Origin of the sequence: Streptomyces sp. NPDC001822 (assembly GCF_042892135.1) — a bacterium.
Taxonomy (GTDB): Bacteria; Actinomycetota; Actinomycetes; order Streptomycetales; family Streptomycetaceae; genus Streptomyces.
Map to the genome: position 1 here is coordinate 53,127 of NZ_JBIATW010000001.1, position 21,963 is coordinate 75,089.

A 21,963-nucleotide genomic window follows, 5' to 3' on the forward strand; every position below is an offset into this window, starting at 1 on the left:
CGCCCGGTGCAAGACTCGGAAGGGGTGGGAAGACCTGCGCCCCGAGGCGCGGGTACACGTGACACGCCCGAGGAGCACACCATGCTCGACCCGTCCTTCGAGACCGGCGCCCCCAACTGGATCGACCTGGGCACGCCCGACATCGACGAGGCCACGGCCTTCTACCAGGGGCTCTTCGGATGGGACCTGGTGCCCGGCGGCCCCGAGACCGGTGGGTACGGCACGTACCGGCTGAGGGACAGGACGGTCGCCGGCGTCATGACCGTGACCAGGGAGCAGGGCAGGCCCGCATGGTCCGTCTACTTCCAGACACCCGACGCCGACGCCACGGCGCGGACGGTCGAGCTGGCGGGCGGCAGGGCGGCGTTCGCTCCGATGGACGTGCTGGACTACGGGCGCATGGGCGGCTTCACCGACAGCGCGGGCGCCTACTTCGGGGTGTGGCAGCCCGGCACGAACACCGGCCTCGGCATGATCATGGAGCCGGGCGCACTGGTGTGGACCGAGCTCTACACCCCCGACGTGCCCGCGGCCGCCGCGTTCTACCACACCGTCTTCGGGTGGCAGACGGGGGCGATGCAGTTCCCCGGCGGTTCGTACACCATGATCCGTCCCGCCGGAACCGAGGACGACACCTCGTCGTTCGGCGGGCTCGTGGCCCTCGACGAGGCGAAGGACCGGGCCGCGGCCGGACCGCACTGGCTGCCGTACTTCGCGGTCGAGGACGCCGACGCGACGGTCGCCGACGCGGAGCGCCTGGGCGGCGCGGTGATCAGGGCCGCCACCGACATCCAGCAGGTCGGCCGGATCGCCACCCTCGCCGACCCGGCGGGCGCGGCGTTCGCGATCATCAAGCCGGCGCCGATGCCCTGACCGCGCACGTCCGCGTCGACGCGGACGTCGAGCGATCGTTGATCGCCTGTTTATCGCGACAGGGCACCGTGTGCGTCATGCCGATCAACACCATGACGACCGAAGAGCTCCCCTGGCAGGAGACGGCGCTGTGCGCCCAGGCCGGGCCCGAGTTCTTCTTCCCCGCACCCGGGAGCTCCACCCGCGAGGCCAAGCAGTTGTGCAACGCCTGCGAGGGCCGTACCGCCTGCCTCGAATACGCGCTCACCCACGACGAGCGTTTCGGCGTCTGGGGCGGGCTCTCCGAGAAGGAGCGGGAGCGGCTGCGCAGAGGCCGCCGCGACGCGAGCTGACCGCGGGCCGGGTCCGGGCACCTCCGTGCGCTGGGTCCCGGACGGCGCCGACCGGCTCCGGTGACAGGGGGCACGGCCGGGCCGCCGGCGGCCCGTCAGCCGATGCGGAAGGTCTCGCCGTACACCTGCCACACCAGCGGCTTCTCCAGGCCGAGGTTGCCCTCGCGCAGGAACACCCGCTGCGCGGTGTCGATCCGGGTCGTGTCGCGCTGCACCTTCCGCGCCTTGATCGCCGACCTGCTCTCGTCGAGGAAGGCGTTCAGGTACGCCTTCTCGTCGCCGCCCTCCGCGACCGTGTCCGCGGACGCCATCGCGGCGTCGCGGATGCCGTAGAAGCCGTCGGCCTCGACACCGGGCCCGTGCAGCACCATCGCGTCGTAGTAGACGAACTGGCCCAGGGTGCCGAGACCGTCCGTCTTCGCCAGCCTGACCGCGGGCTCGAAGTACAGCCTGTCGCGCGTGCGGTCCTGCGCCTCCCGGAACGCCGGGTCGTCGGCGGCCTCGCGCCACGCGTCGGTGAAGCCGGGGTCCAGCCCCTCGTGCGAGTCGCTCCCGTCCACCTCGCGCAGGGCCGGGAGGAAGCGGGCGAGCGGATTGTCCGGACGGTCCTCGGTGTAGGACTCGACCAGCTGCAGCATGTCGTTGGTCCCGGAGCAGAACCCGATGATCCCCGCCGTGTAGCCGGTGCCGTCGCCTATGTCGTCGATCGCCCCGTACCTGCTGCGCCAGTCCAGGGTGGACGCCTCGGCGCTGGACACCAGCCGGGCCGCGGTCTCCTTCATCGCGGGAGCGGCGAGTCCGGGCGGCAGCGAGGCGATCCGCTCCGCGTCCTCGTCGGTCTTGTCGTCCGCGCGGGTCGTCCCGGTGTCCGCGTCCGGTGCCCCGGTGGCGGCCTGCCGGATTACGGTGGGCGGCTCGGAGTCACCACTGTTGAGCACGATCGAGGCGACGATGGCAATCGGCGCACCGAAGAGGACAAGACGCGTCACGGATTTCACGCGCACAAGAATACGTTCGGTGAGGTCATGGGGGTGGCTCGGCCGCGGGCGGCAAGGCCGGAGAGGCGGCGCACGCAGGAGCGTGCGCCGCCTCTCGCCGCGCGGTGGGGGAGCGGCTTGCGGACCAGGAGCGGACCGGTCCGGAAGCCCGTCGGGCCCGCGCCCGCCGTCAGCCCTGGGCGCGGGCCGCCAGGCGGGCCTTGCGCGCGGCCAGCTTCTCGTCGAACTTCGCTGCCTCGCTGTCCAGACCGCTCATGTAGAGGCCGAGCTCCTCCTGGGCCTTCAGGCCCTCGGGGCCGAGACCGTCGATGTCGAGCACCTTCAGGTAACGCAGTACGGGCTGGATCACGTCGTCGTGGTGGATGCGCATGTTGTAGATCTCGCCGATCGCCATCTGCGCGGCGGCCCGCTCGAATCCGGGCATGCCGTGGCCGGGCATCCGGAAGTTGACGACCACGTCCCGCACGGCCTCCATCGTGAGGTCCGGCGCGAGATCGAACGCCGCGGCCAGCAGGTTGCGGTAGAAGACCATGTGCAGGTTCTCGTCGGTCGCGATCCGCGCCAGCATGCGGTCGCAGACCGGGTCGCCCGACTGGTGGCCGGTGTTGCGGTGCGAGACGCGGGTGGCGAGTTCCTGGAAGGCGACGTACGCGACGGAGTGCAGCATGGAGTGGCGGTTGTCGGACTCGAAGCCCTCCGCCATGTGCGCCATGCGGAACTCCTCCAGCTTGTCCGGGTCCACGGCGCGGGAGGTGAGGAGGTAGTCACGCATCACGATGCCGTGCCTGCCCTCCTCGGCCGTCCAGCGGTGCACCCAGGTGCCCCAGGCGCCGTCGCGCCCGAAGAGGGAGGCGATCTCGTGGTGGTAGCTGGGGAGGTTGTCCTCGGTCAGCAGGTTCACGACGAGGGCGATCCGCCCGATGTCGGTGACCTTGGACTGGCCGGACTCCCACGCCTCGCCGTCCTCGAAGACGCCGGGGAAGTTGCGGCCGTCGGAGAACGGCACGTACTCGTGGGGCATCCACGCCTTGGCGACCTTGAGATGGCGGTTCAGTTCCTTCTCCACCACCTCCTCCAGCGCGTACAGCAGCTGGGCGTCTGTCCACGCCTTCGAACTGCCGAGGTGGGGAGAGGTGATCGTCACGGGGGCTCCTGGGGACGGGAGAATTACCTACGGCTTCGTAGGTTACGTGACCGTAGGTTAAGGCGACGGTAAGGCCGGAGCCAAGCCCGGTCCTCGCAGTGCTCGCTCACGTACGGTCATCAGTGCAGGTCGCGGGCGTGTGACGGCGACAAGCCGGTCCTCTCACGCTCCGGCTCCCGACGCCCGTCGCGGACCGATGTCCTTGAAGGGCCGCCGTCGTCCAGCAGCAGCAATCGGGTGATCCCCGGCGAGTCGAGGAAGGGGACGTCGTGGCTCGCCACGACGACGCCCCCTCGTACGCCTCCAGGGCCGACGTCAGCCGACGCACGCCGCACAGGTCGAGACCGTTCGTCGGCTCGTCCGGCAGGAGGAGTCGAGGAGCCGGCCCGGCGAGCGGCGACGCCGCCAGTGTGGCACGCAGACGCTCCCCCTCCTGACAGCGTCCCCGTCGGCAGGTCCGCGCGCTCGGCTCCGAACAGGAGATGACCTGGACTCCGACGACGAGGACTCCGACGGCGTTACGAGCGGCCGCCGCGGGCCCGCAACCGATTCCGGCCGGGTCCCCGCCTCAGCCGGCTCCGCCGAGCAGATCCGTCAGATCGCCGTCGAGATCGAGGAACCGGTACTCGTCTCCCACCGGGACGAGTTCCTGCGCGCGCTTCAGGAAGCGGCGCAGCTCGGAGGTCCGCACGTGCACCATGGCGATGCCCTCGACGGCGTGGAACTCCAGGACCGTGCGGTCGTATCCGAACGGCCGGACCCTGACGTCGCCGACGCCCGCGGGTGCGTCCATCCCCGTGGTGAGGAGTTCCCGGGAGAACTCCCAGGAGACCTCGGTGCCTTCGAGGGTCGCGGGTGCCGGGAACGCCATGCGGACGGCGAAGGGGTCGCCGCGGTCGTAGTGCAGAGTGGCCGGCAGGGTCTCCATCCGCGGCGCGGACGCGACCATGCGGGCCTGCACGGACTGCTCGATAACGCTGGACAAGACCTGCTCCCTCTCGCCTCGGACGAACGGCTCCCGCCATTGGAGTAGACGACGGAACACCTCCGTCCGTGCACTGCCCGGCAGCGTGAGCTGCGTCACCGCCGGGCCGCGCCCTCCCTCAGGTCGACTGCCCCGTTTCGCGCCGCGCACCCTGGACGCCCGAAGCGGGGTGGGTTAGCTTCCAGCGCCATGAGGGCCATGCGCAGGACGAGACTTCTGGTGGCACTGGGACTCTGCGGGGCGGCGGTGGCCACCGCGTTCGCCGCGCCGTCGGCGCAGGCCGGGGAGGTGAAGCGCCGTCATGGGGCCCCCGTGTGGGAGCTCACCCCCACCGGGGCGGACGCACGGTTCCGTGGCCTCGCCGCCGTGGACCGCGACGCGGCCTGGGCCGCCGGGTCCGGGGGCACGGTGTTGCGCACCGAGGACGGCGGGAAGCGCTGGCGCGACGTGTCGCCGGCCGGCGCGGACGGTCTGGAGTTCCGTGACATCGAGGCCTTCGACCGGCGCAGGGCGGTCGCCCTGGCCATCGGCGAGGGCGAGGCGTCCCGGGTCTTCCGCACCGGCGACGGGGGGAAGACCTGGACGGAGTCCTTCCGCAACACCGACTCCCGGGCCTTCTACGACTGTCTGACGTTCTTCGACAGCCGCCACGGGCTCGCGATGAGCGACCCGGTGGACGGAAGGTTCCGCATCCTGTCCACCGCGGACGGCGGCCGCAGCTGGCGTGTCCTGCCCGCTGCCGGGATGCCGGCCGCGCAGCCGGGCGAGGCCGGGTTCGCGGCGAGCGGCCAGTGTCTCGTCAGCGCGGGCGGCCGGGACGTCTGGCTGGCCACCGGCGGCGCGGCGACCGCCAGGATCCTGCACTCCGGGGACCGCGGGCTGACCTGGACCGAGGCACGGCCGGGCATCCCCGCCGGGGACCCCGCGCGCGGGGTGTTCGGTCTCGCCTTCCGCGACCGGGCCCACGGCATCGCCGTCGGCGGCGACTACAGGGCCGGCCAGGCATCGCCGGACGCGGCGGCCGTCACCGGGAACGCCGGACGGAGCTGGCAGCGCGCCACCACCCCGCCGCCGGCCTACCGTTCCGGTGCCGCGTGGCTGCCGCACAGCCGCCGGTCGGCGCTCGCGGTCGGCCCCACCGGCACCGATGTCACCCACGACGGCGGGCACACCTGGCGGACCGTGGACAGCGGCTCGTACGACACCGTGGACTGCGCCGCAGACGGCGGCTGCTGGGCCTCGGGCGAGAAGGGACGCGTCGCGCGGCTCGGGCATCCGGGACGGTGAGAGGCGGGGCGCCGCCGGCCGGTGCGTTGCCGGCCGGTGGCGAACCGGCCTGCCGGGCTCCGGCCGCCTCAAGGGGCGGTCCCTAGACTGACCCGCCATGACGACATTCCGGATGCCCGCCGACGAGGCCGAAGCCCGCGCCGTACAGGACGCGTTGCGGCCCCGCGTGGTGCTGGACGAGCCGGGACCGCCGCCCGGGACCGGACTGGTCACCGGGGTCGACGTGGCCTACGACGACGGGCGGGACCTGGTGGTCGCGGCAGCCGTCACCCTGGACGCCGCGACCCTGGAGGTGGTCGCCGAGTCGACCGCCCGGGGCCGTGTGACGTTTCCGTACGTCCCGGGGCTCCTCGCCTTCCGGGAACTCCCGGCGGTGCTGGCGGCGCTGGAGGGCCTGCCCGTGGATCCCGGGCTCGTCGTCTGCGACGGATACGGGAGGGCCCACCCGCGCAGGTTCGGCCTCGCGAGCCACCTCGGCGTCCTCACCGGCCTCCCCGTCATCGGGGTGGCGAAGAACCCCTTCACCTTCCGCCACGAGGAACCGGGGCCGCTGCGGGGCGACTTCACCTCGCTCCTGGACGGGGACGAGGAGGTGGGGCGCGCCGTGCGCACGCAGGACGGCACGAAGCCCGTGTTCGTCTCCGTCGGCCACCGCACGGATCTGGACCGGGCGTGCGCCCACACGCTCGCGCTGGCCCGGGAGTTCCGGCAGCCGGAGACCACCCGCCGGGCCGACGCGCTCTGCCGCTCCGCCCTCCGGGAGGCGGCCGGCTGACGCCGGCTCCGGCGGGCCGGGGCAGGGGTGAGGCGGTTCTGTTGCCAACTGAGTACATGTACGGATGTTCTTCGTCGAACATCAGGGGCAGGCTGGTACACATGATCGACCACCACGCACCGCAGATGAGCACCGGAACCGTACGTCTCTCCCAGCGCGGCATCGCCGTGGGCATGACCCTGGGCGTCCTCGCAGGAGCCGCCTGGACCGTGTCCATGGTCGTCACGCTGGCGTCCTGGATGAGCTGACCCCCGGGATGCCGCGCCGCCCGCCCCGCCGGCGGTCAGCGCACCGCCGCGACCCGGAAGCGCAGTCCGGCGGTCCGCAGTCGCTCCAGGAGCGCGTCGCCCATCGCCACGGCAGTCGTGACCTGGCCCGACGTCGCCGGCAGGTCGTCCAGGGCGAGCGAGAGCGCGGATTCGGCCAGCATCTTCGCCGTCTCGCCGTAGCCCGGGTCACCGCCGGACACCTCGGTGAACACCCGGCGCCCGCCGCCCTCCCCGACGAAGCGGACCGTGAACCAGCTGCGCCGCCTGCGCTGTTCGTCCGGGCCCGTGCCGGGCTCGACCCGCGCCGACAGCCAGTTCCGCGCCGCCGGTATCTGCGCGGCTCCCAGCAGCAGGCCCACGGCCGCGGTGCCGCCGAGCGCCGCGGGCAGACGCTTCACCGAGGCGAAGTGCCGGTAGCGGAAGTCGGGGCCGTAGCGCTCCAGCGCCCGCGCCGAGCGCTCCACGACGCGCGGGTCCAGGGTGGGCAGCGGCAGGGCCCAGGTGCCCGTCTCCGGGCTGAAGTGCGGTGACCCCTGCGGGGCGCGGGCCCGGCGGCCGACCAGCCGCGGTTCGTGCAGCCGGCGTTCCCTCGCGGCGCGCAGCATCTGCGGGCCGCGCCCCATGGCGGTGAGGGCGGAGGCGAACGTACCGCCCGAGAACACGGCGTCGGTGCGTACGAAACCGTCGACGGTCAGGGGCACGCCCTCGGGAAGCTGCTGGACCGTGAAGTAGACGCCGAGGTCGTGGGGCACGGAGTCGAAACCGCAGGCGTGCACGAGGCGGGCGCCGGTCTCGCGAGCCCGGGCGTCGTGCTCCAGGTACATCCGGTCGACGAACTCTGCCTCGCCCGTGAGGTCCGCGTAGTCCGTGCCCGCGTCCGCGCAGGCGGCGACCAGCTTCTCGCCGTACCAGACGTACGGGCCGGCCGTCGACGCCACCACGTGGGCCGAGCCCGCGAGTTCGCGCAGGGCCTCGCCGTCGTCGGCGTCCGCCGTCAGCAGCGGGAGGTCCGCGCAGTGCGGATGGTCCGCGGCGAGCCGGTCGCGCAGCCGTTCCAGCTTGGTGCGGCTGCGGCCCGCCAGGGCCCAGCGGCAGCCGCGCGGTGCGTGGGCGGCGAGGTATTCGGCGGTGAGTGCCCCCACGAAGCCGGTAGCTCCGAAAAGGACCACGTCATAGGGGCGTTCTGCCCCGTTCTGCCTGTTCATGAGTGCCTCCGCGGGGGCCGGTGCCGGTGTGGCAGGCAGAGGGTAGCCGAGGCGTTCGTGGCGCCGTACGGCCGGGAGGGCTTCGGTGCGAGAGGATCCCGTGGAGAAAGTACTAAGCGCTTGCTCGGCCAAAAGGGTTGTGCGGAGTGCGGCCGATTCTTAGCATCATCGATGTTACATCAGTTGTGTCATACCGCTGGGGGCTTGATGACAACGACAGGGCCGGGGTCGCAGGGCCCACTGACCGGGGTGCGCGTCGTCGAACTGGCGGGCATCGGCCCGGGTCCGTTCGCCGCGATGCTCCTCGCCGACCTCGGCGCCGATGTGGTGCGGGTCGACCGCCCGGGAGGTTCGGTGCTCGGCATCGATCCGGCGTTCGACCTCACCAACCGCAACAAGCGCTCCGTCCTCGTCGACCTCAAGGCCGAGGACGGGCCGGCGCGGGTGCTCGACCTCGCCGAGCGCGCGGACGTGCTGATCGAGGGCTACCGTCCGGGCGTCGCGGAGCGCCTCGGGGTGGGGCCCGACGCCTGTCTGGCACGCAACCCCCGGCTCGTGTACGGGCGGATGACCGGCTGGGGCCAGGACGGGCCGCTGGCCGACCGGGCGGGGCACGACATCGCGTACATCGCGCTCAGCGGCACCCTGTCCATGATCGGCGGGCCCGGCGGGCCGCCGACCGTGCCGGCCAACCTCGTCGGCGACTACGCGGGCGGTTCGCTCTACCTCGTCGTCGGCGTGCTCGCCGCCCTCCAGCACGCCCGCACGCCCGGGGGAACCGGTCAGGTCGTCGACGCCGCGATCGTCGACGGCGCCGCCCACCTCGCCACGATGATCCACGGCATGCTGGCGGCCGGCGGCTGGCAGGACCGGCGCGGCGCCAACCTCCTCGACGGCGGGTGCCCCTTCTACGGCTGTTACGAGACCTCCGACGGCCAGTACATGGCGGTCGGGCCCCTGGAGCCCCGGTTCTACGACGAGTTCGCCACGCTCCTGGAACTCGGCGACGACGCGCCCGACCGCGACGACCTCGGACAGTGGGAGGCGCTGCGCGCACGCGTCGCCGACCGGTTCGGCACCCGGACCCGCGCCGAGTGGACCGAGGTCTTCGAGGGCACGGACGCCTGTACGGCCCCCGTCCTCTCGCTCCGCGAAGCCCCCGGCCACCCCCACCTCGCCGCCCGGGCCACCTATGTGGAGCACGGCGGCCTCACCCAGCCCGCACCGGCGCCCCGCTTCTCCGTGACACCCGGGTCCGTCCGCAGCGGACCCGCGCTGCCGGGGGCGGACACCGAGGCGGTCGCCCAGGACTGGGACCTGCCGGGCCTGCGGGCGCACGGGAGGGAACCGGCCCGCTGATGGAACGCTCCGCCGGACCCCGTCCGGCGTGCCCGATCTCCACCGTCAAGAACTGGCTCCAGGGGGCTTGAAGTGCAACGGCAGATCTTCACCGAAGAACACGAGGCGTTCCGCGGGACGGTCCGCACCTTCCTGGCGAAGGAGGTCCTCCCGCACTACGAGCAGTGGGAGCGGGACGGCATCGTCTCGCGCGATGCCTGGCTCGCCGCGGGCCGCCAGGGGCTCCTCGGCCTCGCCGTGCCCGAGGAGTTCGGGGGCGGTGGCACCACCGACTTCCGCTACAGCGCGGTGCTCGCCGAGGAGTTCACCCGGGCCGGGGTCTCCGGCCTCGCGCTCGGACTCCACAACGACATCATCGGCCCCTATCTCACCGGCCTCGCCACCGAGGAGCAGAAGCGCCGCTGGCTGCCCGGCTTCTGCAGCGGCGAGACCATCACCGCCATCGCCATGACCGAACCGGGCGCGGGCTCCGACCTCCAGGGCATCCGCACCTCGGCGGAGGACAGGGGGGACCACTGGCTCCTCAACGGTTCGAAGACCTTCATCTCCAACGGCATCCTCGCCGACCTCGTCGTCGTCGTGGCCAGGACGACACCCGAGGGCGGCGCGAAGGGGCTCTCCCTGCTCGTCGTCGAACGCGGCGCCGAGGGCTTCGGGCGGGGCCGCAACCTGGACAAGATCGGCCAGAAGTCCCAGGACACCGCCGAGCTGTTCTTCGACGACGTACGCGTCCCGAAGGACAACCTCCTCGGCGAACGCGACGGAGCGTTCCTGCACCTCATGACCAACCTGGCCCAGGAACGCATGGGCATAGCGGTCGCCGGCATCGCCGCCGCCGAACACCTCCTGGAGATCACGACCGCCTACGTCAAGGAGCGCGAGGCCTTCGGACGTCCGCTCTCCAAGCTCCAGCACATCCGTTTCGAGATCGCCGAGATGGCCACCGAATGCGCCGTCACCCGGGCCTTCCTCGACCGGTGCATCGTCGACCACTCCGAGGGGACGCTCGACGCCGTGCACGCGTCGATGGCCAAGTGGTGGGCGACCGAACTGCAGAAGCGCGTCGCCGACCGCTGCCTCCAGCTCCACGGCGGCTACGGCTACATGACGGAGTACCGGGTCGCGAAGGCCTTCACCGACGGCCGCATCCAGACCATCTACGGCGGGACGACCGAGATCATGAAGGAGATCATCGGCCGCTCCCTGCTCGCCTGACCTTCCGCCCAGCACCGACCCCGAAAGGCAGCTGCCTTGAGTACCGAAGCATTCGTCTACGACGCGATCCGCACCCCGCGCGGGCGCGGCAAGGCCAACGGCGCCCTGCACGGCACCAAGCCGATCGATCTCGTCGTCGGCCTCATCCACGAGATCCGGGGGCGCTTCCCGGACCTGGACCCGGCGGCCGTCGACGACATCGTCCTCGGCGTCGTCAGTCCGCTGGGCGACCAGGGCTCCGACATCGCCCGTATCGCCGCGATCGCCGCCGGGCTGCCGGACTCCGTGGCGGGCGTACAGGAGAACCGCTTCTGCGCCTCCGGCCTGGAAGCGGTCAACCTCGCGGCCGCCAAGGTCCGCTCGGGCTGGGAGGACCTCGTACTCGCCGGTGGCGTCGAGTCGATGTCCCGCGTGCCGATGGGGTCGGACGGCGGAGCCTGGGCCATGGACCCCATGACCAGCTTCGAGACCGGCTTCGCCCCCCAGGGCATCGGCGCCGACCTCATCGCCACCATCGAGGGCTTCTCCCGCCGCGACGTCGACGAGTACGCGGCGCTGTCGCAGGAGCGTGCCGCCACGGCGTGGAAGGAGGGGCGCTTCGCCCGCTCCGTCGTCCCCGTCAGGGACCGCAACGGCCTCCTCGTCCTCGACCACGACGAGCACATGCGCCCCGGCACCACGGCGGACTCGCTCGCCGGCCTCAAGCCCTCCTTCGCCGCGATCGGCGAGATGGGCGGCTTCGACGCCGTGGCCCTGCAGAAGTACCACTGGGTCGAGAAGATCGACCACGTCCACCACGCGGGCAACTCCTCCGGGATCGTCGACGGCGCGGCCCTCGTCGCCATCGGGTCGAAGGAGACCGGCGAGCGCTACGGACTCACCCCGCGCGCCCGGATCGTCTCGGCGGCCGTCTCCGGCTCCGAGCCGACCATCATGCTCACCGGGCCGGCCCCCGCCACCCGCAAGGCACTGGCCAAGGCCGGGCTCACCATCGACGACATCGACCTCGTCGAGATCAACGAGGCGTTCGCCGGAGTCGTCCTGCGCTTCGTGCGCGACATGGGCCTCTCCCTCGACAAGGTCAACGTCAACGGCGGCGCCATCGCGCTCGGCCACCCCCTCGGCGCGACCGGCGCGATGATCCTCGGCACGCTCATCGACGAGCTGGAGCGTCAGGACAAGCGCTACGGCCTCGCCACCCTCTGCGTCGGCGGCGGCATGGGCGTCGCCACCGTCGTCGAGCGTCTCTGACCGTTCCCCTTCCTACGGAGAAGACAAGCAAATGACCGAGAGCACGACCATTCGCTGGGAACAGGACGAGACCGGCGTCGTCACCCTCGTACTCGACGATCCCGACCAGTCCGCCAACACGATGAACCAGGCGTTCCGGGACTCCATCGCGGCCGTCGCCGACCGCGCGGAGGCCGAGAAGGACTCCATCCGGGGCATTATCTACACCTCCGCCAAGAAGACCTTCTTCGCCGGCGGCGACCTGAAGGACATGGTCCGGATCGGCCCGGACAACGCCCAGGCCGCCTTCGACGCCGGCATCGCGATCAAGAAGTCGCTGCGCCGCATCGAAACCCTCGGCAAGCCGGTCGTCGCCGCGATCAACGGAGCCGCTCTCGGCGGTGGTTACGAGATCGCGCTGGCCGCCCACCACCGCGTCGCCCTCGACTCCCCGGGGTCCCGGATCGGCCTGCCCGAGGTCACTCTCGGTCTGCTGCCCGCGGGCGGCGGTGTCACCCGCACCGTGCGGCTGATGGGCATCGCGGACGCGCTGCTGAAGGTCCTCCTCCAGGGCACCCAGTACACCCCGGGGCGGGCCCTGGAGAACGGCCTGATCCACGAGCTCGCCGCCACCCGTGAGGAGATGCTCGGCAAGGCCCGTGCCTTCATCGACGCCAACCCGGAGTCGCGGCAGCCCTGGGACGTCAAGGGCTACCGGATCCCCGGCGGCACCCCGTCGAACCCGAAGTTCGCCGCCAACCTGCCCGCCTTCCCCGCCAACCTCAAGAAGCAGCTGGCCGGCGCTCCCATGCCCGCGCCCCGCAACATCATGGCCGCGGCGGTCGAGGGCGCGCAGGTCGACTTCGAGACCGCGCAGGTCATCGAGGCCCGCTACTTCACCGAGCTGGTCACCGGCCAGGTCGCCAAGAACATGATCCAGGCGTTCTTCTTCGACCTCCAGGCCGTCAACTCCGGTGCCAGCCGCCCCGCGGGCATCCCGGAGAGGCCGGTCCGCAAGGTGGCCGTCCTCGGCGCCGGAATGATGGGGGCCGGGATCGCCTACTCCTGCGCGCGCGCCGGGATCGACGTGGTGCTCAAGGACGTGTCCACCGAGGCCGCCGCCAAGGGCAAGGCGTACAGCGAGAAGCTCCTGGCCAAGGCGCTGTCCCGCGGCCGTACGACCGAGGCGAAGCGCGACGGGCTGCTGGCGCGCATCACCCCGACCGGTGACCCGGCCGACCTCGCGGGCTGCGACGCGGTCATCGAGGCCGTCTTCGAGGACACCGCGCTCAAGCACAAGGTGTTCGAGGAGATCCAGGGCATCGTCGAGCCCGACGCGCTGCTCTGCTCCAACACCTCGACGCTGCCCATCACCGTGCTCGCCGAAGGCGTGGAACGACCGGCGGACTTCATCGGGCTGCACTTCTTCTCGCCGGTCGACAAGATGCCGCTCGTCGAGATCATCAAGGGCGAGAGGACCGGGCCCGAAGCCCTCGCGCGGGCCTTCGACCTGGTGCGACGCATCAAGAAGACCCCGATCGTCGTCAACGACTCACGCGGCTTCTTCACCTCGCGTGTCATCGGCCACTTCATCAACGAGGGTGTCGCGATGGTCGGCGAGGGCGTGGAGCCCGCGTCGGTCGAGCAGGCGGCGGCGCAGGCCGGCTACCCGGCCAAGGTGCTCTCCCTCATGGACGAGCTGACGCTCACCCTGCCGCGCAGGATCCGCGAGGAGACCCGTCGCGCCGTCGAGGAGGCGGGCGGCACCTGGGCCACGCACCCGGCCGACGAGGTCATCGACCGGATGGTCGACGAGTTCGGGCGGCCGGGCCGCAGCGGGGGAGCGGGCTTCTACGAGTACGGCGAGGACGGCGGCCGGGGCGCCCTGTGGCCCGGGCTCCGCGAGCACTTCACCCGCCGGGACGCCGAGATCCCGTTCGAGGACATGAAGGAGCGGATGCTCTTCGCCGAGGCACTGGACAGCGTCCGCTGCCTGGAGGAGAACGTCCTGACGACCGTCGCCGACGCCAACATCGGTTCCATCATGGGCATCGGCTTCCCCGCCTGGACCGGCGGTGTGCTCCAGTACATCAACGGTTACGAGGGCGGACTGCCCGGCTTCGTGGCGCGCGCCCGGCAACTGGCCGAACGCTACGGCGACCGCTTCCTGCCGCCGGAACTCCTCCTGGAGAAGGCGGCCGGGGGCGAGACGTTCCACGACTGACGTCGCTTCCGCGGGCCGTGTTCACCCCTGCTCCCCGGCGGTGAACGCGGCCCGCAGCTCCTCCTTCAGCGACCGCTGGAAGGCGGTCAGCAGCGCCTGCAGCACCATTGGCTGCATGTGGGCGGAGAGGGACTTCATCGCCTTCACGTGCTCCGGGTCGGACTCCCGCTCCCGGTAGGGGTTCCACACCTCGTCCCGGAACAGCCGCGTCAGCTCCTGGGCGGCCGACCTGGTGTGCTCCAGCAGGACCGTGCGCGCCGCCAGGATCGTCTCGTGGGCGATGGGCACGTCCAGGAGTTCCACCCCGAGCCGCAGCAGGCCCGGATCCACCCTCAGCGGCCCCCCGGGCCTCTCCGGGGGCTCCAGCACCCCCATGGCCGTCAGCCGCTCGACGTCCTCGCCGTCGAGCGTCCGGCCCGCGCGTCGTTCGAGCTCGGCGCGCTCCATGTCCTCCGCGGAGTCCGGGGCCCACGAGGCCACCAGCGCGCGGTGGATCGCGAGGTCCTGCGCGCTCAGGTCGGGCGGAAGCTGCTGGAGGTAGCGCTCGATGGCGGCGAGCGTCATGCCCTGGTGCTGGAGCTCCTCGATGAGGGCCAGCCTGGACAGGTGCGCGTGGCCGTAGTGACCGACCCGCCGGGGGCCGATGACGGGAGGCGGCAGCAGTCCCCGGGTGCTGTAGAAGCGCACCGTACGCACCGTCACCCCCGCGCGCGCCGCCAGTTCGTCGACGGTCAGCGTCGGCTCCTCGGTCCCGGTCGCCATGTCTGCTCCCTCGTAGCCGCTGCACCTGCCCGCCGGGACTCCGGGGTCTCCCTCCGGCACCCGGCAGACCGTGCGTCACCAGATGCAACAGTATTGCTGTCTCACCATTGTTGTGAAAATGGCCCGCACCGAGTGCGTACGGCTGGACCCCACGACCCCAGGACCCCGGCCGCACGCCCCAGGGGGCCGAGCCCGAAGCCGCCACCGGCGGCACATGCGCGTTACAGGGAAGCGGACCGGGTAACTCTGTTGCTCAGCCGATAGGCTGGGGGCGCCACTGCGGACGGGGAGGCCCCATGGCGGCACGGAGTGCCGACGAGACCCTGCTGGCCAGGGCGCTCGTCGAGACCCCACCTTCCGACGCGCTGAACGAGCAGATCCTGGACGCCGCGCGCGAGCAGTTCGTGACGTTCGGGCTGCGCCGCTCGACCGTCGACGACGTGGCCAAGCGGGCCAAGGTCTCGCGCGTGACCGTGTACCGCAGGATCGGCAACAAGGACAGTCTGGTCTCCGCCTGTCTCCTCCGTGAGTACCGGCGCTTCGTGGCGGACGTCGACGAGGCGGTGGCGTCGCTGCCGACCGTCGAGGACCGGCTCGTCGCCGGATTCACGGCCGTGCTCAAGCACATCCGTGAACACCCCCTGGTCGGCGGTCTGTTGCGGCTGGAGCCGGAGACACTGCTCCCCTTTCTCACGCTGGAGAGCGGGCCCGCGTTCCTCGCGATGCGCGAGTACCTGGCCGACCGGCTGCGTCACGCCCAGCGGGCCGAGGGCCGCCCGGACACGGACCCGACCCCCGTCGCCGAACTCATGGTGCGGATCACCGTCTCCTTCCTGCTCAACCCGGTGAGCTGTTTCGAGCTGGACGACGACGCACAGGTGGGCGCCTTCGCCCGGCGCTACCTGGTGCCGCTGCTCAGCGCGCGCTGAGCCGGGCGGAAGCTGCTGCGCCGGTGTGCTGCTGGGCCGACGTGCTGGTGTCCCCGGGCCCCGGCGCCCGGTTTCCACGGGCTTTCTCCGCCGGAAGAGCGCCGCAGCCGGTCCCGTCGTGGGTCGCCGGCTCACGCGGGGCGTGAGGCCTCCGTGGGCAGAGGTTCCAGCGGACGGCTCTGTGCCCAGTGCGGACCGAGGTCGTCGAGCCGGTAGCCGAAGGGGTAGCTGCGGGGTCTCGGTCTGGAGGGCAGCCGGCGCGGCCGGGCGGGGAGCAGGCGTACCCCGTGCGAACGGGCGCGCACGAGGCGTGCGGCCGCCGCCCGCGCCCACCGGGGCTGTGGGGGGAAGCCGAGCGCCCGCAGCAGCGGTTCGTCCAGCAGGGCGAGCGAGAATCTGGCGACCAGCGGGCGCAGCGGCGCCGGATACCAGGCCGCCATGACCCGGAAGGTGGCGTTGGCGACGCGGCGGTTCGCCGGGTCGTAGGCGAACATCCGGGCTTCGTAGGAGTCGAGCAGTGCCTCGAAGCCCTCGTAGGTGGCCGGAGCGCCCTCGATGCCCATCAACGCGGCCATGCGCCGCCCCACCTCGGCCAGTGCCGCGGTCTCCTGCGCGCACAGGGGACGCCACCCGAAGCGGTCGATCCACCGTTTGGGGCCGACGACGGTCGTGGCCAGCACGTACAGGTAGTCCTCGTTCGGGATGCGGTACTTGCCGTGGATGCGGTTGAGGTGACGGGCCGCAGCCCGCGCCCGCTCCGAGTCGAAGCCTTCGGCCGCCATCTCGTAGCCGAACAGGACGGTGTCGTCGTATCGCTTCTGCCCGTTGCGTTCGAACTCCTGTGTGCGGTCGAGCAGTACGGAGATCCTCGGGACGCCGTAGTCGCGCAGGAAGGCGACGCTGATGCCCTGCCGGTAGTCCCACGGGAATTCGTACTGCGACATCAGCCGGAGTATCTCGGCGCAGTCGCGGGCTGGATCCATCCGGCGGATCTCACGCAGTCGGCTGTAGCGGCCCATGGTGTGCAACCTCCTCGGTGGACGGGAGCCGTTCGGTGCGGACCCGCGGGGAGGCCTCCGGTGCGGCCGTCGCGGGCTTCGGGCGGTAGGTGCGTCGGGGCGAGGACAAATCGGCTTTCCGGCAAGCGATGTGACGGGGCGTCGTGCGGTGCGTCCCGAGCGGCCTGAGCGTCAAAGTTACAAATACTATTGACTTGTTTCATCGGGCGCGTCAACACCCCCGCACCCCGGCGCCGCGAGGGTGCCCGGGCGGACACGGACGGGGTGCCGGGTGCTCCCGATTCCACCGCCCCGACCCCTTCGCCCGCCGGTCGCCTCCGGGATCGCATACTGGAAGGGAGAGGGGCCCGCGTCACCGGCCCGCGGCCCCGCCGAGACCTGGGAGCACCCGCATGCACAGCGCAGGAGACCCCGCCCCGCCCCCTCCGGGCGGAGTCCTGTGGAGCCTCGCGGGAGACATCCGGGGTCTGCTCATGCTGCCCGCGGCCCTCACCCTCCAGGTCGCCCACCCGGCCGTCGGCGCGGGGGTCGACGACCACTCCGTGTTCCGCACCGACCCGTGGGGGCGCGGCGAACGGTCCCTGCGCTCGCTCCAGCTCTGGGTGTACGGGGGAGAGGCGGCCGCGGAGGAGGGGCGCAGGCTCAGAAAGCTGCACCGCACCATCCGGGGCACCGACACGAGGGGCCGCCGCTACCACGCGCTGACGCCCGCGAACTACGCGTGGGTCCACGCCACTGGGTTTCCCGTCTACCAGCACGCCTCGCGCTATCTGGTCCGTCCGCTCACACGGGCGCAGGAGCGCGCCCTGTACCGCGAGTGGCTCCAGGTCGGCCGTGTCCTCGGGCTCAGGGACGAGGACATGCCCCCGACGATCGAGGACTTCTGGCCCTACTACCGGACCATGCTGGCCGACGAGGTAGAGGCCACCACCGTCGTACGGGAGCTGCTGGCCGTGGACGCCCCCGTGCCGCCCCCCGACCGGGGGCCGCTCACCCTGCGGGTGGCGCTGCGCGCCGCGTGGCCGTTGCTGCTGCCGCCCCTGGCCCGGTTCCGTCGCTTCATCACCGTCGGGCTGATGCCGCCGGACGCCCGCGAGGCCATCGGGCTCGACTGGACTCCCCGGCAGGAGCGGCGGCTGCGGCGGTTCGGAGCGGTGGTCCGCGTGATCGTGCCGCTGCTCCCCGAGCGGCTGCGCTATCTGCCGCGGGCCCGCGCCGCCCGGGCCGCGTGGCGGGCCGGGCGAGGACGGCAGGGGTAGCGGGGACGGCGAGGAGTCAGGCGGACGCCCGGCGGATCAGCTCGGTCGGCGTCACGACCGACTCGGGCCACGTCCCGGTGTCGCTGTTCAGCCGCTCCATCAGCAGCCGCACCATCAACCGGCCCATGCCCTCGACGTCCTGACGGATCGTGGTCAGCGGCGGTTCGGTGGCGACGGCGACCGACGTCATGTCGTCGAAGCCGACCACCGCCACGTCCTCCGGCACCCGGACACCGCGTTCGCGCAGCACCCGCAGGGCGCCCGAGGCCATCAGGTCGTTGGACACGAAGACCGCGTCCAGGTCGGGGTGGGCGTCCAGCAGACCTGCCATCGCCCGGGCCCCGCCCTCGACGGTGAAGTCGCCGTCCGTGATCAGCTCCGTCCCCGCGTCCGGAAGGACGTCGTGGTAGCCGTCGATCCGGTCCAGGGCCGAGGTCTGGTCACGTGGCCCGGCGATGTGCGCGATGCGCCGTCTGCCGAGCGAGACCAGATGGCGCACGGCGTCGCGTGCACCGCCTCGGTTGTCGCAGTCGACGTACGGCACCTGCGGCGTGTCCCCGGCCAGGCGCTCGGGGCGGCCGCCGTACACCGTGGGGACCCGGAACCGCCGGATGATGGAGGGAAGTTCGTCGTCGGTGTGCAGGGAGAAGGCGAGTACGCCGTCCACGTGCCCGCCGGCCAGATAGCGGGTGACCCGGTCGAAGTCCCCGCTGCCCTCCACCAGAAGCAGGACCAACTGCGCGTCGTGCGCGTTGAGTTCGCGGCTGATGCCTCGTATCTGGCGGGAAAAGAACGGGTCGGAGAAGACGCGGAACTCGGGTTCGTCGATGATCACCGCGACGGCGCCGTTGCGCCGGGTGACGAGCGTACGCGCCGCGTGGTTCGGGACGTAGCCGAGTTCGTCGACCGCCTTGCGCACCTGGTCCACCAGGGGCTGGCGCACACCCGCACCCCCGTTGACGACCCGGGACGCCGTCGCCCGGGAGACCCCGGCGCGGGCCGCCACCGCTTCCAGGGTGGGCCGTACGTCACGCTGCGGATCAGGGATCGGGTCGGGCAAGGGTCGCTCCTCGTACACGCGTGCCCCGGCGGGGAACGGCTGGAACCGGCGGGTTCGGCACGGACGCTCCAGCCTATCCGCCCCGCCGGACGAGCAGGCGCCCGAGCCTCCCGGCCCTTCGGCTCACACGGTCGTACGGCAACGGCCGGTGGTTCCGCGCGAACGGCCGCCCTGGGGCGGTCACGCGGGAACGGCCGCGCGTGTACCGCTCGGCGGTCCCCGTGGATGCGCACCGAGTGTGGTACTGCCTACGGAGAGCGAAATATTCGCATTGCCTGAAAGGTGCCATTTGTGTCACACGACGAGCAGAGAAGGGGTGGGCGAGGGGAGTATCTGCCGGTCACGGCCGAACTGCCCACCGATCCGCACCACGGACGCCGTGCCTCGACCGACCGAGTGGTGTTCGGCGTCTCCGCGGTCCTCACCGTCGCCTTCGTGATCTGGGGCTCCACGGCCACCGACTCGCTGACGGACGTGTCGGACAGTCTGCTCACCGGGCTGATCCACAACGGCGGCTGGGCCTTCATCCTGGCGGCCTCCGGATTCGTGATCTTCGCCCTCTGGCTCGCGATCAGTCGCTACGGGCGGATCTCGCTCGGTCAGGACGGGGAGGAGCCCGAGTTCCGCACGGTCTCCTGGGTGGCGATGATGTTCAGCGCCGGCATGGGGATCGGCCTGATGTTCTACGGGGTGAGCGAGCCGCTGGCCCACTTCGTCAACCCGCCCCCCGGCACGCACCCCGCTGACGCCGCCGAGGCGGAGCAGACGGCGATGGCGACCACTCTCTTCCACTGGACGCTCCACCCCTGGGCGATCTACGCGGTCGTCGGCCTGGCCATCGCGTACAGCGCCTACCGCCGGCACCGGCGCCAGACCATCAGCGCGGTCTTCATCCCGCTCATCGGCGAGCGGCACTCCCACGGGGCCGTCGGCCGGATCATCGACATCCTCGCGATCTTCGCGACCCTCTTCGGCTCCGCCGCCTCGCTGGGGCTCGGGGCACTGCAGATCGGCAGCGGCTTCGAGGAACTCGACTGGTTGGAGAAAACCGGGACGGGCATGCTCGTCGCGATCATCGGGGTCCTCACGGCGGCCTTCGTCGCATCGGCCGTCTCCGGTGTGGAGAAGGGCATCCAGTGGCTCTCCAACATCAACATGGTGCTCGCGCTGATCCTGGTGGTCTTCGTGTTCGTCGTCGGCCCCACCATCATCATCCTCGATCTGCTGCCCACCTCGATCGCGGCGTACTTCGGTGACCTCGCCCAGCTCGTGGGCCGCACCGAGGCGACCGGAGAGGGGGACGTCGCCGACTGGCTCGCCAGCTGGACGGTCTTCTACTGGGCCTGGTGGATCTCCTGGACGCCCTTCGTCGGGATGTTCATCGCCCGGATCAGCCGCGGCCGCACGATCCGGCAGTTCGTCGGCGGTGTGATCCTCGTGCCCAGCACGGTCAGCCTGATCTGGTTCGCGGTGTTCGGCGGCTCCGCGATCGAACTGCAGCGCAACGGGCAGCTCAAGGGCGTCGGCGACACCCCGGAGGCCCAGCTCTTCGGCGTTCTGCACGAATACCCGATCGCCACCGTCATGAGCATCCTGGTGATGATCCTGGTCGGCATCTTCTTCGTCTCCGGCGCCGACGCGGCGTCGATCGTGATGGGCACGCTCTCCCAGAAGGGTGTCCTCGAACCCGCCAAGTGGGTCGTCATCTTCTGGGGCGTGGTGACCGGCGCCGTCGCGGCGGTCATGCTGCTCATCGGCGACGGGCAGGGGGACGCCCTGGCGGGGCTCCAGAACCTGACCATCCTGGTGGCCGCCCCCTTCACCATCGTGATGATCGGGATGTGCGTCGCGCTCATGAGGGACCTGCGCCAGGACCCGATGATCGTCCGCAGGGAGTTCGGTGTGGAGGCGGTCGAATCGGCGGTCATCGAGGGCCACGCCAAGTACGACGGCGACTTCGAGATCCGCATCGGCCCCGGGTCCGAGGTCACCAGCGACGAACGCCACAGGCCCGAGCCGCCCGCCTGAGCCGGTGGCGGTGGCGCCGGCTCCCGCGACACCGCCGCCCCGGCGCGGGCGGGCCGAGGCTCAGGGCACCAGCCGGGCCGCGGCGTGGGCGCACCCCCGGGCGACGGTCACGCCCGCACCACCGTGACCGTAGTTGTGCACCAGCAGCCCGCCGCCGGGCAGTTCCTCCGCCTCGATCCGCACCCCGGCGTCCCGGGCCGGCCGCAATCCCACGCGGTGGCCGATCACACGCGCCCCGGCAATCTCCGGCCGCACCCGCGCGCAGCGCGCCACGATCTCCCCGGCCGTGACCGGGTCGGGTTCCGCGCGTTCGTCGCCGGTCTCCGCGGTCCCGCCCAGCACCAGGCCGCCCGGCTGGGGGAAGAAGTACGTCGTCGCGCTCGACACCGGATCCGCCAGGGTGAACCACTCGTCGATGCCCGGGTTCTCCACCACCACCAGCTGGCCCCGCACCGGGTGCACCCCGGGGTCCGGGACGAGTTCCCGGGCGCCCAGCCCCGCGCAGTTGACCACCACGGGCGCCTCTGCCGCGGCTTCGGCGAAGCCGCCCACCGTACGCCGTTCGACCACACCCCCGGCCGAGGCCAGCCGCTCCTCCAGCCAGCGCAGATGCACGGGCATGTCGATCAGCGGGAGGGTCACCCGCAGTCCCTGGGGCACCTCGGCGACCCCGGTCAGCCCGCGGGCCCACGACCCCAGGGCCGACAGCCGCTCGCCCCCGTGCACTCCGGCGACCATCCGCACGCCGGTCTCCCCGGGGGACGACGACAGCTCCTCGTACACCCGCAGGGTGTCGAGCGACCACGTCCCGATCGATTCCTCGGGTTCGATCCGGTACGGCCACCACAAGGCACCCGCCACCGCCGAGGTGGTGGCCGCGGGGGCCTCCCGAGACCAGACCCTCACCCGCAGTCCCCGTTCCGCCAGCAGCAGGGCCGTGGTCAGACCGCTGACCCCGCCGCCCACCACGATCACGTCCGGCACCGTGTCACCCCGCCTCCGCGTCACCC

At 71.9% G+C, this 21,963-nt stretch carries 20 protein-coding genes and 1 pseudogene; 12 read left to right on the top strand and 9 right to left on the bottom strand.

The genetic code is table 11. The features are described from left to right. The first annotated feature begins 81 nt into the window (after positions 1-81). The gene (locus ACFYY2_RS00265; protein ID WP_388735029.1) at positions 82-873 is read left to right on the top strand and encodes a VOC family protein; all 792 of its coding nucleotides are present in this window, start codon (positions 82-84) and stop codon (positions 871-873) included. 77 nt (positions 874-950) lie between these two features. Next, entirely contained in the window at positions 951-1,205 is a 255-nt protein-coding gene (locus ACFYY2_RS00270; protein WP_388735031.1) for a WhiB family transcriptional regulator, read from the top strand. Between the two features lie 95 nt (positions 1,206-1,300). Here ACFYY2_RS00270 and ACFYY2_RS00275 read toward each other — a convergent pair whose 3' ends face one another. The 4 genes and pseudogenes from ACFYY2_RS00275 to ACFYY2_RS00290 all read right to left on the bottom strand — a co-directional run bounded on the left by ACFYY2_RS00275 (position 1,301) and on the right by ACFYY2_RS00290 (position 4,332). Continuing rightward, positions 1,301-2,194, bottom strand: coding sequence for a chitosanase (locus ACFYY2_RS00275; protein WP_388736736.1), 894 nt, complete (start codon positions 2,192-2,194; stop codon positions 1,301-1,303). 178 nt (positions 2,195-2,372) lie between these two features. Further along, positions 2,373-3,347 (bottom strand): acyl-ACP desaturase, encoded by a 975-nt coding sequence (locus tag ACFYY2_RS00280; RefSeq protein ID WP_388735033.1) that lies wholly within the window; start codon positions 3,345-3,347, stop codon positions 2,373-2,375. A gap of 119 nt (positions 3,348-3,466) precedes the next feature. Continuing rightward, positions 3,467-3,826: pseudogene (locus tag ACFYY2_RS00285) on the bottom strand (hypothetical protein); the annotation flags it as partial. Positions 3,827-3,915: 89 nt separating this feature from the next. Next, a complete protein-coding gene (locus ACFYY2_RS00290) occupies positions 3,916-4,332 on the bottom strand; it encodes an SsgA family sporulation/cell division regulator (protein ID WP_388735035.1) in 417 nt (138 codons plus the stop codon). A 189-nt stretch (positions 4,333-4,521) separates the two neighbouring features. Between ACFYY2_RS00290 and ACFYY2_RS00295 the strand changes: the two genes are divergently transcribed. The 3 genes from ACFYY2_RS00295 (at position 4,522) to mmpA (ending at position 6,642) form a co-directional block, all read left to right on the top strand. Next, the gene (locus ACFYY2_RS00295; RefSeq protein WP_388735037.1) at positions 4,522-5,619 is read left to right on the top strand and encodes a WD40/YVTN/BNR-like repeat-containing protein; all 1,098 of its coding nucleotides are present in this window, start codon (positions 4,522-4,524) and stop codon (positions 5,617-5,619) included. Between the two features lie 97 nt (positions 5,620-5,716). After that, the gene (locus tag ACFYY2_RS00300) at positions 5,717-6,394 is read left to right on the top strand and encodes an endonuclease V (protein WP_388735039.1); all 678 of its coding nucleotides are present in this window, start codon (positions 5,717-5,719) and stop codon (positions 6,392-6,394) included. Between the two features lie 101 nt (positions 6,395-6,495). After that, positions 6,496-6,642, top strand: a complete 147-nt coding sequence (gene mmpA / locus ACFYY2_RS00305) for a morphogenic membrane protein MmpA (RefSeq protein WP_388735040.1) — start codon at positions 6,496-6,498, stop codon at positions 6,640-6,642. A gap of 35 nt (positions 6,643-6,677) precedes the next feature. Here the strand turns inward: mmpA and ACFYY2_RS00310 are convergent, their stop codons facing one another. Then, positions 6,678-7,868 carry a saccharopine dehydrogenase family protein gene (locus ACFYY2_RS00310; RefSeq protein ID WP_388735042.1) on the bottom strand — a complete coding sequence of 397 codons (1,191 nt, stop codon included), beginning with the start codon at positions 7,866-7,868 and terminating at the stop codon, positions 6,678-6,680. A gap of 207 nt (positions 7,869-8,075) precedes the next feature. Here ACFYY2_RS00310 and ACFYY2_RS00315 point away from each other — a divergent pair, with 207 nt between their 5' ends. From ACFYY2_RS00315 to ACFYY2_RS00330, 4 genes are all read left to right on the top strand, one after another. After that, positions 8,076-9,227 (top strand): CaiB/BaiF CoA transferase family protein, encoded by a 1,152-nt coding sequence (locus ACFYY2_RS00315; protein ID WP_388735044.1) that lies wholly within the window; start codon positions 8,076-8,078, stop codon positions 9,225-9,227. 72 nt (positions 9,228-9,299) lie between these two features. Then, positions 9,300-10,442, top strand: a complete 1,143-nt coding sequence (locus ACFYY2_RS00320) for an acyl-CoA dehydrogenase family protein (protein ID WP_388735046.1) — start codon at positions 9,300-9,302, stop codon at positions 10,440-10,442. Positions 10,443-10,478: 36 nt separating this feature from the next. Continuing rightward, positions 10,479-11,693, top strand: a complete 1,215-nt coding sequence (locus ACFYY2_RS00325; protein ID WP_388735048.1) for an acetyl-CoA C-acetyltransferase — start codon at positions 10,479-10,481, stop codon at positions 11,691-11,693. Positions 11,694-11,724: 31 nt separating this feature from the next. Continuing rightward, positions 11,725-13,896 carry a 3-hydroxyacyl-CoA dehydrogenase NAD-binding domain-containing protein gene (locus ACFYY2_RS00330; protein ID WP_388735049.1) on the top strand — a complete coding sequence of 724 codons (2,172 nt, stop codon included), beginning with the start codon at positions 11,725-11,727 and terminating at the stop codon, positions 13,894-13,896. A 21-nt stretch (positions 13,897-13,917) separates the two neighbouring features. Here the strand turns inward: ACFYY2_RS00330 and ACFYY2_RS00335 are convergent, their stop codons facing one another. Beyond that, entirely contained in the window at positions 13,918-14,658 is a 741-nt protein-coding gene (locus ACFYY2_RS00335; RefSeq protein ID WP_388735051.1) for a MerR family transcriptional regulator, read from the bottom strand. A 296-nt stretch (positions 14,659-14,954) separates the two neighbouring features. Between ACFYY2_RS00335 and ACFYY2_RS00340 the strand changes: the two genes are divergently transcribed. Continuing rightward, positions 14,955-15,587 (top strand): TetR/AcrR family transcriptional regulator, encoded by a 633-nt coding sequence (locus ACFYY2_RS00340; protein ID WP_388735053.1) that lies wholly within the window; start codon positions 14,955-14,957, stop codon positions 15,585-15,587. Between the two features lie 131 nt (positions 15,588-15,718). Here ACFYY2_RS00340 and ACFYY2_RS00345 read toward each other — a convergent pair whose 3' ends face one another. Beyond that, positions 15,719-16,606, bottom strand: a complete 888-nt coding sequence (locus tag ACFYY2_RS00345) for an oxygenase MpaB family protein (RefSeq protein ID WP_388735054.1) — start codon at positions 16,604-16,606, stop codon at positions 15,719-15,721. Positions 16,607-16,998: 392 nt separating this feature from the next. Here ACFYY2_RS00345 and ACFYY2_RS00350 point away from each other — a divergent pair, with 392 nt between their 5' ends. Continuing rightward, entirely contained in the window at positions 16,999-17,865 is an 867-nt protein-coding gene (locus ACFYY2_RS00350; protein WP_388735056.1) for an oxygenase MpaB family protein, read from the top strand. Between the two features lie 16 nt (positions 17,866-17,881). On the opposite strand, the gene ACFYY2_RS00355 is transcribed toward ACFYY2_RS00350, so the two are convergent. Next, complete coding sequence (locus ACFYY2_RS00355; RefSeq protein ID WP_388735058.1) at positions 17,882-18,925, bottom strand: LacI family DNA-binding transcriptional regulator; 1,044 nt, start codon at positions 18,923-18,925, stop codon at positions 17,882-17,884. A gap of 291 nt (positions 18,926-19,216) precedes the next feature. On the opposite strand from ACFYY2_RS00355, the gene ACFYY2_RS00360 reads away from it, so the two are divergent. Continuing rightward, positions 19,217-20,953 (top strand): BCCT family transporter, encoded by a 1,737-nt coding sequence (locus ACFYY2_RS00360; RefSeq protein WP_388735060.1) that lies wholly within the window; start codon positions 19,217-19,219, stop codon positions 20,951-20,953. Positions 20,954-21,013: 60 nt separating this feature from the next. Here the strand turns inward: ACFYY2_RS00360 and ACFYY2_RS00365 are convergent, their stop codons facing one another. Further along, positions 21,014-21,937, bottom strand: a complete 924-nt coding sequence (locus ACFYY2_RS00365; protein WP_388735062.1) for an FAD-dependent oxidoreductase — start codon at positions 21,935-21,937, stop codon at positions 21,014-21,016. Positions 21,938-21,963 lie beyond the last annotated feature (26 nt).